Annotated in this window: 11 protein-coding genes; 5 read left to right on the top strand and 6 right to left on the bottom strand. The window is 59.0% G+C overall.

Going from position 1 to position 13,454, the window contains the following annotated elements; all coding sequences use genetic code 11:
• Nucleotides 1-34: 34 nt before the first annotated feature.
• On the bottom strand, nt 35-883 hold the full coding sequence (locus tag LOC68_RS17000; protein WP_230220939.1) for a hypothetical protein: 849 nt from the start codon (nt 881-883) through the stop codon (nt 35-37).
• Nucleotides 884-1,012: 129 nt separating this feature from the next.
• Here LOC68_RS17000 and LOC68_RS16995 point away from each other — a divergent pair, with 129 nt between their 5' ends.
• The 3 genes from LOC68_RS16995 (at nt 1,013) to LOC68_RS16985 (ending at nt 3,140) form a co-directional block, all read left to right on the top strand.
• On the top strand, nt 1,013-1,777 hold the full coding sequence (locus LOC68_RS16995; RefSeq protein ID WP_230220937.1) for a hypothetical protein: 765 nt from the start codon (nt 1,013-1,015) through the stop codon (nt 1,775-1,777).
• 70 nt (nt 1,778-1,847) lie between these two features.
• Complete coding sequence (locus LOC68_RS16990; RefSeq protein WP_230220935.1) at nt 1,848-2,477, top strand: hypothetical protein; 630 nt, start codon at nt 1,848-1,850, stop codon at nt 2,475-2,477.
• A 243-nt stretch (nt 2,478-2,720) separates the two neighbouring features.
• Nucleotides 2,721-3,140 (top strand): response regulator, encoded by a 420-nt coding sequence (locus LOC68_RS16985; RefSeq protein ID WP_230220933.1) that lies wholly within the window; start codon nt 2,721-2,723, stop codon nt 3,138-3,140.
• Nucleotides 3,141-3,223: 83 nt separating this feature from the next.
• Here LOC68_RS16985 and LOC68_RS16980 read toward each other — a convergent pair whose 3' ends face one another.
• From LOC68_RS16980 to tkt, 4 genes are all read right to left on the bottom strand, one after another.
• The gene (locus LOC68_RS16980; protein WP_230220931.1) at nt 3,224-4,831 is read right to left on the bottom strand and encodes a S26 family signal peptidase; all 1,608 of its coding nucleotides are present in this window, start codon (nt 4,829-4,831) and stop codon (nt 3,224-3,226) included.
• Between the two features lie 102 nt (nt 4,832-4,933).
• Entirely contained in the window at nt 4,934-7,180 is a 2,247-nt protein-coding gene (locus tag LOC68_RS16975; protein ID WP_230220929.1) for a hypothetical protein, read from the bottom strand.
• A 241-nt stretch (nt 7,181-7,421) separates the two neighbouring features.
• The gene (locus LOC68_RS16970) at nt 7,422-8,006 is read right to left on the bottom strand and encodes an HdeD family acid-resistance protein (protein WP_230220926.1); all 585 of its coding nucleotides are present in this window, start codon (nt 8,004-8,006) and stop codon (nt 7,422-7,424) included.
• Between the two features lie 177 nt (nt 8,007-8,183).
• Nucleotides 8,184-10,226: a transketolase gene (tkt, locus tag LOC68_RS16965; RefSeq protein ID WP_230220924.1), complete on the bottom strand. Its 2,043-nt coding sequence runs from the start codon at nt 10,224-10,226 to the stop codon at nt 8,184-8,186.
• A 307-nt stretch (nt 10,227-10,533) separates the two neighbouring features.
• Here tkt and LOC68_RS16960 point away from each other — a divergent pair, with 307 nt between their 5' ends.
• Nucleotides 10,534-10,740: a SlyX family protein gene (locus tag LOC68_RS16960; RefSeq protein ID WP_230220922.1), complete on the top strand. Its 207-nt coding sequence runs from the start codon at nt 10,534-10,536 to the stop codon at nt 10,738-10,740.
• A 12-nt stretch (nt 10,741-10,752) separates the two neighbouring features.
• Nucleotides 10,753-11,769 carry a hypothetical protein gene (locus LOC68_RS16955; protein ID WP_230220920.1) on the top strand — a complete coding sequence of 339 codons (1,017 nt, stop codon included), beginning with the start codon at nt 10,753-10,755 and terminating at the stop codon, nt 11,767-11,769.
• A 13-nt stretch (nt 11,770-11,782) separates the two neighbouring features.
• On the opposite strand, the gene LOC68_RS16950 is transcribed toward LOC68_RS16955, so the two are convergent.
• Nucleotides 11,783-13,420, bottom strand: coding sequence for a GAF domain-containing sensor histidine kinase (locus tag LOC68_RS16950; protein WP_230220918.1), 1,638 nt, complete (start codon nt 13,418-13,420; stop codon nt 11,783-11,785).
• Between the last annotated feature and the right edge of the window lie 34 nt (nt 13,421-13,454).

Here is a 13,454-nt window from a genome sequence, read left to right as displayed (position 1 = left end):
GGAAAATGCCGCTGTAAAGGGCGACTAGCACCCATCATGCTAGCGGATCTGGCTCGGCGATGGGGACATTTTCGGCATAGGCGGAAAAGTCTTGCACGCGGCGGTAGCCATCCCCCCGCAGCGACAGCAAAATTCCGCCCCACAACAAGGACGGGATCCCGACCAACGCGATCAAAATAGGACTCTGTACGGGGTAAAACAGCCAGACGGCCTGGAAGAGCGCGGCCAGGCAAACCAGTCCCGTGACGATCAACGCCGGCGGCGAAAATCCGCGAGTCGCCGGAGCCAGACCGACGCGCACAAACAAATGCAACAGGCCGACGACGATCACGCTGATCGGGACTGACTCGGTCGTTCTGTGAAACAGAATCAGCGCTCCGACGCACGTCGCCAGATAGACGTAATCCCACACGCTCATCGGAATCGAAATCCGTTTCGGCGATTCGGGTCCTTCGCCGTCGACCGGTTGAATCCGCCAATATCGCCGGCGACTCCAATAGGCCAGCGCCGCCGCAACGCAGCCGACCGACGCCCCATAGAACCTCAGGTACGAGAACTGGATCTTCGCCAGCGCCAGATCACGACTCGACAGGTCGAGATAACACATGCCGACGATCGCCGCCGTCAAGCCGAGCAAGAGAATCGCGATCCCGGCGAATCGCCGCGGCGACATCGTCAACAGGTAAACGCTCATCGCCAACCCCGCGCCCATCGCCGGGATGCAAATCAGCCAACTATAAACGTCGGGCCAATGTGAGAGCGTAACGACCACGGCGAGGATCGCGGCGCCATACGCTCCCGTAAAAGCCAACGCTCTCCAGGGAACATCCCCCCGTTTCTCAGCAGCTGGCGCGGTCGCCGCATCATACGCGATTTCGTCCATCGGAAGATCCTGGGCGTCGTTACCCAATTTAGTATACGAAACGGTGGGGTAATTCACTTACTTTACGTGCGCTGATCGGGAGAAATTGTGTTACAACCAAAAGGAGTTTCCGCTAGCGCAGAGGTTGGCATGAACGACGAATCAAAATTCGCCTTATTGCGAGATCCAACCGCTCCCTTCTCGGTTCAGGACGCCGCTCCGATTCTGGCGCCCTTCGCCGGCGTAATCCCGGCCGAGTTCCTGCAAACGCTCCACCGCCGCCCCGGCGTGCTGCTCCGCGACCTTACCGAGAAAGACGCGCTCGACGCCGCCGCCGCCTTGGGCCGAGCCGACATTCCGGTTCAGGTCGTCGCCGAGTCGGACATGGTCGAAGTCCCAGCGCCTCCCCGCTATCCGCTGAAGAGCGCCGTCCTGGCCGACGACGCCTTTGTGGTCGACGTTCCCCGCTGGACCGGGCGGATTCCGTGGGACAAGTTCTTCCTGATCGACATCGTACCGGAGTTCGTCCGCAAGACCGGCTCGATGCAGCTCGACCCGCACGAGTCGCAACTGCTCGCCGAAGCGAACACCGACCAGACCCGCATCCAGCCGGCGGCCCGCACGTCGCTGACCGTCTATCTCGAACTCCTCTGCCGCGATCCGCTGATTCGAATGCGGATCGACCGCAACGCGTTTGCGTTTCGCAAAGCCGGCATCCCGGTCGTCCCAAGTCGCGAAACCAATTTTCGCACCCTGGTCGAGACGTTGCAGGAGCGCTGCGTCAACGCGGTGATCGGGCCCGGCATGCGACAGTTGCTCAAAGGGATGAACTCGACCAAGGAGTCGAACTACGATCGAGCGCGGTTCGAGAATCTCGCCGCGTGGATGCTGACGATTCAGGGAGTCGCTCCCTGAGCGAACTTCTACCGCTGGAGGAGAGAGTTGAATTTCGCTGCTCCGGCAGGCTATTCTGAAAGTCAATCCGATGCTTTTCCTTCACCGAGCCCAATCGAGCGAGTCGATGGACAGCGACGAAACGTACATCGTGCCTGAGATCAATCCTTTCGCTTCGCCAATGGCCGACTCCGGCGTCGGGACCCAAGAGTCAGGATATCGCATCCAAGGAAACAAGCTGGAGGCTCGCACGCCGGTTCAGTTGCCCAAGGTCTGCATCCACTGCGGCGAAGACGCGAACCAGGGGCGAAGCTTTGCCCGGACGATTTATTGGACTCCTCCCTGGATCTTCCTGCTGCTGCTAGCCGGGCCGATTTTTGTGATCATCGGCTCGATGCTGGTCCGTAAGCCGCTGAAGATCGACTACGCCCTTTGCCAAGCGTGCAACGGCCGCCGCAAGATCAGGCTCGCCGCCGTTTCGCTCATCTGGCTGGCGCTGCTGGGATGCATGATTTGGGCGCTGGCCTGGGAAAGCGGCGTACTGGGACTCCTTTGTTTGTTTCTGTTCCTTGCCGGGATCGTCGGCCTGATTCTCTGCGGCGAACATTTCAAAGCGACGAGCCATTCGAGCGGCGTCTTTCAGTTGGCCGGCGCGAAGGCTCCTTTCCTGGAGCACCCGCTCGTTCTCCGCCACTCGGTTGACGGCGAAGATGCGTTTTAGCGCAGCGGCGGCCGCTGCAAAACCGGCGCGAACAGCTAGTTAGCTCCCGCCATTTTTACCCGCTGCAAAGGCAAAACTCGGGGAATCTCGCGGGAAACCCGCCCCCCCTCTTCACGGTTCTCCGCAATTCCCTGCGTTTACTGGTAAGTGCAAAGCAAAACATTCTAGGTTTGCGGTAACCAAGCACGATACATCGTGTATTGTTGCGGGCGACCCGAAAAGCAAACCAGCAGCGATTCGATTTTGGACAGACGCGTTTTACTCGTTGAAGATAATCCGCTCGATCAACTTCTGGCGACGACCGTGTTGCGCAAAAGCGGATACGCCGTCGAGTATGTCGGAGACGGGCTGGAAGCGATCCAGCGCGTCGCGTCCGACGAGACGTTTGACGTCGTCCTGGTCGACTACGAGCTGCCGACGATTAGCGGCATTGAGACGACTGCTCGACTGCGAAATCTCGGTTTCCAAAAGCCGATCTTCGCGGTCAGCGCCTGGTCCGAGGCCGAGCTGATTGACGATTGGCGCACCGCCGGATGCAGCGACTTTTTAGGGAAACCGTACACGCCAAAACAACTTCGTGAGTTCGTCGATCAGACGCAGACGCGTCGCTCGGCAAGACGGCCGCTCCAAGGGGCCTACGAACTCGCGACGCAAAGCACTTGATCGCTCCAGGGGCAGACTGGGCGATTCAAAAGACGCAGGCGACTGGGGCGTCGCCTGCGTTTTTTATTTCTTGTATTGCGCAGCTACGGGAAGATCCGCCAGCGTGACGGCGGCCAGTAGCGAGCGACGACGCGGCCGACGACGTCACTGGTCTTCAACCGCTTCTCGTACGTCCGCGAATCGAGGGAGCCGCCGCTGTTGTCCCCTAATATGACCAACTCGTCGACGCCCAGATCCCACGAGCCCTGAAAAGTACGACGGACCCGGAATCTATTCGCCAGCTCGTCACCGCTGAGATAGTAAATGTCGCGATAGAGCTGGATGTCGGCGATCCGCCATCCGGCGTTCCCCTTCCAGGTCAATTGTCGGTCGACTGCGGCCGAGTCCCAATCAACTGGAGGCGCCGCAATCGCCGGCAACTCCAGAACCGTCGTTCCGTTTTGCCAGACGCTGAGCGTTCCGTCACGCATGACCAGACGGATGCGATCTCCTGGTTGGACGACGGGCCCTTCCGACTCCTTCGCAACAGGCTCGTCATCGTCCGCCGCGCCGATCGCGACTTCGATCTTCTTCTCTTTCGCGAAGCGCCAAATGATCGAGCGAGCATAATAGTCAACGGCGACTTCCAGCGGCTTTTCCCCGATATCCGACATCGTGAAGTCGATTCGCATATCCGCGACGGCTTGCGTAGGCTTCTCGCCATCCGCGTGGTTCGCATCTCTCGCGATAGGCATATAGGACCAACGATCGCATACCGGACCGCGCATTTCGAGACCTGCGTCATCCTCGCTGATCGTCCAGGCTCGCTGCCCCCAGACGCTCCCGCCGCTCGCGGTCGTATGAAGCCAACTGTCAAACTCTTCCTCAGGGAGATCGCGGTCAACCAGATAGACCGGAAACCACAACTCGTCTTCCATCGCCCGAGGTTTGACGAGCATTTGATCGTCGAGCCAAACGTCCCCGGCCCGGAGAGAGATTTTCTCCCCAGGCATGCCGATCAGACGAGAAACGTATTCGACTTCCGGCTCATCAGGATTTCGATAGACGACCATATCCCAACGTCGCTGCGACAGCCCTATTTTCTCGGCCACGAATCGATCGGCGGATATCGTCGGTAAATCGACCCGGCCCGGCTGCAATACTACTTTCGTTTCATCGCACGGACAGCGAAGCGTCACTTCCGTTCCACTATCCAAAAAGATGTTTGCGTTTCGCTCCGCAACAGCGATTTGCGATCCATTCTCGCAAGTCAATTCGTAACGTCTCGGATACAACGTCGGCGCCATCGAACTGCTCGACGTCATGTAGGCGTTCACCCAAACGGCCCGCAGCAAATAGGCGGTCGAAAGCGCCGGAATGACGCCGATCGAAATGCCGATCAACATCGCCGCGATCGCCCATCGCGCTTCCGTCGCCAGGCGCCAGCGAATATAGATGGCGATGAAGGCCAGCACCGCCAAGGGAACCAAGATGTACGCCCCATTCGGCACGTCCACTCCCGCTTGACGGCAAACGTGCAGAGCTACTTCCGACCCCAGCGACACGATCAGCGCGACCAAAGCGACTTCGAGCGCCGTCAGCCACGATCCTTTCTCGAATCGGAGCAGTCCAAAAGCGGCGCGATACGAGAAAACTTGGATCGCCACCATCGACAAAAGGACAGGCGCGATCAGAAGTAAAAAGACAAGCACAGGCGATTCACCAAGGCGAGCGACGGGACGAGAAACGAAACGAATCCAGACAGCGAAATGCTATCAGGTTCCTCCCCGGCTTTCACCCAAAATCTCGTCGCCTTAACCGTCGCCGTCCTTCAGCCCCAGTCGCGACAGCCAATTCCCTTTCGCTTGCTTTTCGTCTCCCTTGCCGGGGCTGGGAGGCTTCAGCTTGTTGAGCTTTTCCCGTTCGGCTTCTAGACGTTGCAGCTTTTCTTCCAACTCGGCGCGTTCGCGCGCGATCTTGGCTCGTTCGACCGAGATGTCGACTTCCGCTTTCCGCAACTTGTCTTTCCACTGCGATTGCAGATTCTTCAGGTTGTCTCGTTCCTGCTTGACCAATTCGTCTTGATCGAGCATTTCGGCGATCGCATGGGCGCCCATCGCCAGGCCGCCGGCGCCGCCTGATTGCTGCGCCTCTTCCAGCTTTTTGCGAAGTTCGGCCAGCTCTTCCTCGCGGACCTGAATCGCTTTATCGGTGCTGGCGATCGCATCTTCGATCTTCATCTTCTCACGACGCTCGTCTTCGTCGAGCTCTTCGTTGTAGTCCGCTTCGAGCTGAGCCAGCATACGGCGTTTCGTCGCTTCCCAGTCCATGCCGTCGTCGTTGGCGGCCGCCTGGTTGCTGGAGCCGGCTTTCTTCAGCTTCGCTTCCAGATCGGTGCACTTGGCCTTCGCTTCCTTCAGGTCGTCCAGCGTCATTTGCAGACGGCGACGGAGGCCGTCGACCTCTTCCGCGTCAGCGCCGCCGGCGCCACCTTCCTGCAATTGCAGTTGCAGATCGCCGATCTTTTCGAGCAGCGCCTCTCGTTCGTGACGCAGTTCGGTCAGCTGTTCGCTCGATTCGCCGTCGCCCGCTTGCGATTGGAGTTGTTCGTTCTCTTTCGCCAGCTCGGCGCACTTCTCTTGTTCCGCTTCCAACTGTCGGCGGAGCGAGCCGACCTGTTCGCGGATTTGTTCGGAATCGCCGCGGGCCTGGAAGAGCGCCACCTGCGATGCGTCAAGCTGGCTCTTCAGGTCTTCCTGGATTTCCTTCACCTGGCGGTGAAGATTTTCGTTCTCGATTCGCAGCTTGTCGGCTTCGTCGTTCAGACCGGTTCGTTCGCTATCGCGACTCTCCACTTGCTGACGCAGTTCGTCCCGCTCCACTTCGACGGCGTGCAATTTCGCCGCCAGTTCGTCGTGGGCCGACGTATCCGATTGGGCCAGCTTCAGTTGCTCGGCGAGCGTCGCCAGCTCTTTCTCTTTCGCAGCGAGCGAATCTTCGGCTTGTTTCTGGGCGGCAGATGCGGCGGCTTGCTGTTGCTTTTGCGAAGCGAGCTGCTCCGACAGGCTTCCCGCTTCCGCGGTTTTGTCGGCCAGCGACTTTTCGGCGGCCGACAGCTTGGCCGCCAAATCGCCCGCTTGCTGCGCTTCGGCGGTCGACGCTTGCCGCAAGGTTTCGAGTTCCGCGCGAATCGAGTCCGACTCATTCGAAAGCTGAGCGACGTCGGCGTCTCGATCTTTCAGCGTCTTTTGCGCAGTTTCAAGTTCGCCCCGGAGCGACTGAGCTTCCGCTTGCAGCTGATCGCGAAGAGCGGTGAGTTCGGCTTGTTTGGTTTCGGCTTGGGTCGCGGTATTGCGGGCAACTTCCAGCTCGGTACGGAGCGAGTTGCAATCGGCCGTCAGACGGTCGCGCTGGGCGATTTGCGCGTCTCGATCGCCGCGGAGGCCATCCGCCTCTTGATTGATGCGGGCGACTTCCTGCTCTACCTGATGCAGTTTGGTCTGGAGACTCTCTGAGCGGCTCTCGGCGTCGACCTTGATGCGACCGATTTCATGTTCGGCCTGGTGGAGCTTCGCCTGGAGATCGTCGGCGCGGCTGTTCGCTTCGGCGAGCGACTTCTGCAACTCGCCCGACTCGCCGCACTGCTCGGTAAACTGTTGTTGTCTTTGCTGCAGCGACTGCTCACGTTCGGTGAGTTGGGTCGCCAGTTCGCTGAGCTCTTCCTGGCGGTTCTGCTGCTCTTGCTCACGCCGTTGGCATTCGGCCTGCCAATCGGCTTGCTCTTGGCGGAACGCGTCGACGGAAGCGGAGAGTTCGGCGGAATCGCTTTGCAGTTTCTGGGCGGACTGCGAGAGCTCTCCCTGTTCGCCGACGAGCGAATGCTCTTTGAGCTGAAGACCGTCGGTGACCGTCTTCAATTGCTGCAGAATGCGGCTCTCGATCTGCTCGAGCGACTGACGTCGTTCGGCCAATACCGTTCGCGCACGATCCCGCTGACGACCAATGGCAGTCGCCAGGTCATCGAGGGGAGAGTTACTTACTTGGGGATTTACGTCTTCCATGATTCCACGACAGGATTCGGGTGACTCGGCGCTTCGGCCCAGGAAGCGACCGCCTCGAGTCTCAATGCGCAAATTCGTCTACGCTTCTATAGGTTAGGTCGTCATTCGCATGCGTGCGGTTTCGATACTGATGATTTCCGGCAACAACGGAGACCCGCACGCGCAGCAAAACGGCGTCGCCAACTGACGACGCCGTTATGATCGCTACAAACGGCCCTTTAAATAAGCCGTTGCAAATGGATTACGAATCGGAACCGGCCGGCAGGCTGCGGACCCCGATCGACAACATCACCCAGTACCAGCCGCTGAAGATCAACTCGATCCCCAGGAACAAACCGATGATGAAAACCGAGTTATCGGGCCAGCCCTTGTTGATCATCAAGCCCAGCAAGACGCTGACGGCGCCGGAGAGCAACTGCCAACCCCAAGCGGGGAAACGAACGGCCAAAGCGGCGACGATGCGGAACAGACCGCCGACGATCAAAAAGGCCGCAATCAACAGGACGATCGCCTGCATCGCTTCGATCGGAGCGTCGATCATCAACACGCCGGTGACGATGTAGAAAATGCCCAAGAGCAGCGACAGCAGCATGCCGCTCCAACGACCCGCCCAAAAAGCGCTCGCGACTTGAACGGCGCCGCCGATCACCAGCAAGAGGCCGAAGAAGACGACGACCGCCAGCGAAGTGACGAAACACGAGCCCAAGGCGACCAAACCCAAAACGATCAGGCCAATACCGAGCAACAGGAACCACCACCAATCCTTGCGGAGTTCATGCAGTTCGTGGCGAATTTCAGACGGCAAATTAGTAGTTGGATCGGACATGGTACGCGTACTCCCGGCAACAATGAGGGGGAAATTGTTTGACTGTTTCCTACAACCGATACCTTGAATTTAGCCGCCGATTTTGCGCCGGGCGAAAACTGCTTGCGAAATGCGCGAAAAAAAATCCTCGGCGTTCGCCGAGGATTCTTAGGTTTTTAACGATTGCTCCAGCAGGGCTTAGCCGGCGATCGAAGCCTTCGCCGCTTCGACGACCTTGTCGGCCGTAATTCCGAAGTACGGGAATAGCTCTTCGGCCGGAGCGCTGGCGCCGAAGCCCTTCATGCCGACGAACTTGCCGCGGAAACCGAGGTAACGATCCCACGACTGCTGCACGCCCGCTTCGACCGCAACGCGGCCGGCGACGCTGCTCGGCAAAACGCTTTCCTTATATTCGGCATCCTGCAGTTCGAACAGCTCGACGCACGGCATGCTGACCAAACGAGCCTTCACGCCGTCGGCGGTCAGCTTTTCGTATGCTTCCACCGCCAGCGACAGTTCGCTGCCGGTCGCCATCAGGATCACTTCCGGCGTGCCGCTGCAATCGGCCAAGACGTAACCGCCGCGGGCCGTGCCGGTCGCACAAGCGTACTTTTCGCGATCCAAGGTCGGCAGGTTCTGACGGGTCAGGACCATGATCGACGGGCGATCGGTCAGTTCCATCGCCGCTTTGTACGACTGCGAAACTTCGTTCGCGTCGCCGGGACGGAAGATCGCAACGTTCGGAATCGCGCGCAGGGCCGACAGGTGCTCAACCGGCTGGTGGGTCGGGCCGTCTTCGCCGACGCCGATCGAGTCGTGCGTGAAGATGTACATCACCGGCAACTGCATGATCGCCGACAAACGAAGCGCCGGACGGAGGTAGTCGCTGAAGACGAAGAAGGTCGAGACGAACGGACGATAGCCCGACAGGCACAAGCCGTTGGCGATCGAGGCCATCGCATGTTCGCGAATGCCGAAGTGCATGTTGCGACCGCTGTGGTCGTCAGCCAGGAAGCTGCCGGCGCCGGGGAACTTCAGACCGGTTTTGGTCGACGGTTCCAAGTCGGCCGAACCGCCCAGCATGCTCGGCACGCTCTTGGCGATCGCGTTCAGAACCTGACCGCCGGAAGCGCGGGAAGCGACTCCCTTCGGATTGGTTTCAAAGGTCGGCAGATCGGCGTCCCAGCTGGTCGGCAGCTTGCCCGACATGATCTGCTTCCATTCCTTCGCTTCGGCCGGGAACGCTTTTTCGTAGGCGGCGAATTTCTTTTCCCACTCGGTGCGAGCCGCTTCGCCGCGGTCGCCCAGCGTTTCGGCGAAGTGATCGGTCGTTTCGGTCGGGACGACGAACTTGTCGTAGCTCCAGCCGTAAACTTCTTTGGTCGCGGTGATTTCGGCTTCGCCCAGCGGAGCGCCGTGAGCGCCGTGCGTGTTGGCCATCGTCGGAGCGCCCCAAGCGATGATGCTGCGGACGATGATCAAGGTCGGCTTGTCTTCGGTCGCTTTGAACGAATCGTACGCCGCGTTCAAGAGACCCAGGTTGTTAGCGTCCGAAACCTTTACGACGTGCCAGCCGAGACCTTCGAACTTCGTCGCAACGTCTTCGCTGAACGCCAGGTCGGTGTCCCCTTCGATCGTGATGTGGTTGTCGTCGTAGATCCAGCAGAGGTTCGACAGCTTCAAGTGACCGGCGATCGAAGCCGCTTCGCAAGCGACCCCTTCCATCAAGTCGCCGTCGCTGCAGAGAGCGTAAACGTCGTAGCCGAAGACTTCGTGGCCGGGACGGTTGTAGCGAGTCCGTTCAAACTCGCCGGCCATCGCCATCCCGACGCTGTTGGCGACCCCTTGGCCCAGCGGACCGGTCGTCGTTTCGACGCCGGTGACTTCGTAGCTTTCCGGGTGACCGGCGCACGGGCTGTGCAACTGACGGAACTTCTTGATGTCGTCGATCTTGACCGACAGTTCGTCGCTGCCGTCGGCCTTCTTCACGCCGGCCAGATGCAGCAGCGAGTAGATGAGCATCGACGCGTGACCGCACGACAAGACGAAGCGATCCCGACCCGCCCAACGCGGATAGTTGGGATCGTAGTTCAAATGGTTCGACCACAACGTGTAGGCGACCGGAGCCAGGGCCATCGGCGTGCCCGGGTGACCGCTGTTGGCGGCCTGCACGGCGTCCATCGACAAAGTGCGGATGGCGTTGATCGTAAGCTGTTCGATGCTGGTCGTAGAAACGGACATTCGGCTTCAATTCTCGCGTAACAGTAAAATAAGAAGCGACCGCCCTGAATGATTGCGGACGCGGTAGCGAAAGGAGCGCACAATAACGCAGTCCTTTCGCAAACCGGCCATTGTACCGAGCTTGAAAGCAAAGCGTCAACGATGCCGAACCCGCCAAAAGAAGGCTTTCTTTAGACCTTAATGGCAGCAAAAACGGAGTTTTAACTTCCCGCCCCTTTGTACCGGAGCGAGCGAGCCACTATTTTTGGGGCCAATACGTATTATTCGCGCGCGAATTTGAAAACATTCCACCCACCGAGCCGATCCTATGGAACAACGTATCGAACGCCTCGAAGAGTTGGTCACCTACCTCGAAGAAACATTGCGCGTCCTCAACGACGTCGTTGTTGAACAGGCCAACCAACTCGATAGAATCACGAAACACATCCACCAATTCTCTTCCGAACTGCGAGACGTCCGCGATCAGCTTACGGAAAAGCGTAATCCAGACGAAGAACGCCCGCCCCACTACTAATGGATCACCGGGATGCAACTGAATCTGTCGGCTGACCAAAAGCGAATTGACGCCTACCTCCGCGAGCGCGTCAAAGACTATCCGGTCTATATCAATTCTGGACCTGGTCACGACGAAGATCCGATCACGCAGATCACCTTCGGTTTCGCCGTCGAGCAGGAAAGCAATCTGATCGTCGTCTTCGATACTCGCAAAAGCGCGAAGTGCGACGGCGAGTGGACCCGTTGGTTCCGCGAAGAGAACATCCTCTCGCTCCCCAACTGGCGCAAGGCGCACTCCGCTTGTTGCGACGGCCAAAAGGTGAAGTTCCAGATCCCCGGCCGCGCCGCCAAAACCGTTTCGACCGCCGAAGACTTCGTCGAGACGCTTGGCGCGTTTCTCCGCGATACGCTTTGTTCGGCAGTGGAGCGCGGGCTCTTCAAGTCGCTTCCACTTTCCGATTCTTGTCTGCTGACGGTCGAAGACTTTGACGGCGCCTTCGGTTGGCGCAGCGATCAAGAGGATGAGCCGAAGTCCTCAGAAGAACTGCAGTTCGCCGCTCTGCAGCAGAAGGCGAAGAAACTAAGCAAGAAGAAACAAATCGAACTTTGGATTGGCGCGCTCGATCAGCTCGCGCAACAACCGCCCCCAGAGTATCTCTATCTCACCGTCAGCGAATATGGAGAGCAACTTGCGGAGTTGGGGGAAGCGAGCGCCTTGCCGGCGCTGCAGCTCGCGCTGAAGTGGGCCAAGAAGTACGAATTCACCCAGGTCGGTCGCAAACGGGAAGAGCTTTCCCACGCCGTCGTCGCTTACGAAGCGCTCGAAAAGGGATGCGAGATCGCTCCGGCCAATCGCAACGTTGAGACCCTCTTGGTGAAGATCGTGCAGACGGCGGCCCAAGCGAACGCCGATCACCGTTTCTGGGGACCGCTCCCGATGTGTGCGGCGAGATTCTTAAACGAAAAGTTCGACGGCTATCCCGAACCGAAAGTCCGCGAATCGAACAATCGCCTGCTGAACGTTGAAGCGTTCACGAAACGTGCGTAGTCGCAGCCGTCGGCTATTCCGCTTCGACCGGCGTCTCGTCGACGACCGGAAGTTCGATGTAGAAGGTCGACCCATATCCTTTACCGAGCGAATCGAGCCAGATGCGACCTCCCTGCAGCTGCACGATGCGCTGCACCAGCGCCAGCCCGACGCCGGTCCCTTCCGAACGAGGATCGAGCTTTTCAAACAGCCCGAACACGCGCTGCTGAAACTTCGGTTCGATGCCGATTCCGTTGTCTTGCACGTAGATGGTCGGCGGGCGGTCTTTGTCGGTGATTGCGCCGATTTCGATCCGCGGGTTCTCAGGGCTCCGATATTTGACCGCGTTCTCCAGCAGGTTTTGAATCACCTGTTGCCAGCGCACGCGATCGCCGCCGATGATCGGTAAGTTGCCGTTGATTGCGATCTCAATTCCGGCGCTTTCGATGCGCGACTGCAACAGCGACAACGATTCATCCACCAATTCCAGCAGCGGCACATCTTCGTGCGGATGCGAAACGCGATCGAGACGGGAGAGCTCTAACAGATTGTCGAGCAGCGTCCCCATTTTGCGGACCGCCAACATGATCTCATGGCAGTCGGCGGCAACCGCATCGGCGTCCCCTGCTTGGATATCTTCTTCCAGCACGCCGACGAAACCGCTGAGCGTCACCAGCGGACTGCGCAGTTCGTGAGAGACGGTGTAGGTGAAGCGTTCCAGTTCGGCGTTCTTTTGCTCCAGTTCGCTGATCAGCCGTTCCCGCTCCTCTTCCGCCGCTTTCGCGTCCGAAACGTCGGTGATTACGCCGATCATGCGAATCGGTTCTCCCTGCGACGTGCGAATGATGGTCCCAGACGAACGAAACCATTTGTAGCGGCCGTCATTGGCCAGCAAACGCCATTCGTGCGAATAGCTCCCTTGCCCATTCGCCAGATATTCCCTTAGCCAGACGCCATGGTTCGCCAGATCCTCGGGATGCATCAGCGTATGAATCGCATCGCGGGTCGACGCGAACGCGCCGGGACCATAGCCCAAGATTTCGTATAGCCGGTCGGAAAGCGATAGCCGGTCGGTGACGATGTCCCAATCCCAGACGACGTCGCTCGACAAGTCGACCAACATTTGCAGGCGACGTTCGTTCTCCTCCAGTTCCGACTCGGCCGATTGCCGTTCCAACTCTTTGCCGGCGCCCGAGGCGAATAGCGTCAGCAACGACGCAATCATCTCCTCCTCTTGCATCGGCTTGTCGTCCAACAGCGCGATCAAGCCGATCACTTTTCCCTGCGAGTCGGTCAGCGGCGCCCCAGCGTAGCTGACGTATCCCAACTCTTGCAGCATCAGGTCTTTGGGAAATTGCTCTTGGAGCGCGTGGGGGAAAATCGCCAGACAGTTGCGCGCGATCTGCTCGCATGGCGTATCTTTGAGACCGTAGATCAGATTGTCAGGAATCTCCCGTTCACCCCGTTCCCAGTGGGCCGAGATCCGCACTTTCGTCGCGTCATGCCGCAGCATCCGGCCAACCATCGACAACTTGCAACCGATGCCGGCTCCCAGCGAATTGACGAGCGTTTGCAGATAAGGAAACCCCGACTGATCGCCAAGCTGCTGAATCGTCGTACGTACGATCGTATCCGAACGGCGCAAACGCCGAAGTTCTTCGGACTCTTCCATCAGATCAATACCTTCGCGGTGTGAAACCCTGGAT

This window comes from Blastopirellula sediminis (assembly GCF_020966755.1).
GTDB lineage: Bacteria > Planctomycetota > Planctomycetia > Pirellulales > Pirellulaceae > Blastopirellula > Blastopirellula sediminis.
This window is presented reverse-complemented; position numbering and strand designations above follow the sequence as displayed.

Coding starts and splice junctions, on each gene's coding strand:
- LOC68_RS17000 (WP_230220939.1), bottom strand. CDS start 883: ATGGACGAAATCGCGTATGATGCGGCGACCGCGCCAGCTGCTGAGAAA.
- LOC68_RS16995 (WP_230220937.1), top strand. CDS start 1,013: ATGAACGACGAATCAAAATTCGCCTTATTGCGAGATCCAACCGCTCCC.
- LOC68_RS16990 (WP_230220935.1), top strand. CDS start 1,848: ATGCTTTTCCTTCACCGAGCCCAATCGAGCGAGTCGATGGACAGCGAC.
- LOC68_RS16975 (WP_230220929.1), bottom strand. CDS start 7,180: ATGGAAGACGTAAATCCCCAAGTAAGTAACTCTCCCCTCGATGACCTG.
- LOC68_RS16970 (WP_230220926.1), bottom strand. CDS start 8,006: ATGTCCGATCCAACTACTAATTTGCCGTCTGAAATTCGCCACGAACTG.
- tkt (WP_230220924.1), bottom strand. CDS start 10,226: ATGTCCGTTTCTACGACCAGCATCGAACAGCTTACGATCAACGCCATC.
- LOC68_RS16960 (WP_230220922.1), top strand. CDS start 10,534: ATGGAACAACGTATCGAACGCCTCGAAGAGTTGGTCACCTACCTCGAA.
- LOC68_RS16955 (WP_230220920.1), top strand. CDS start 10,753: ATGCAACTGAATCTGTCGGCTGACCAAAAGCGAATTGACGCCTACCTC.
- LOC68_RS16950 (WP_230220918.1), bottom strand. CDS start 13,420: ATGGAAGAGTCCGAAGAACTTCGGCGTTTGCGCCGTTCGGATACGATC.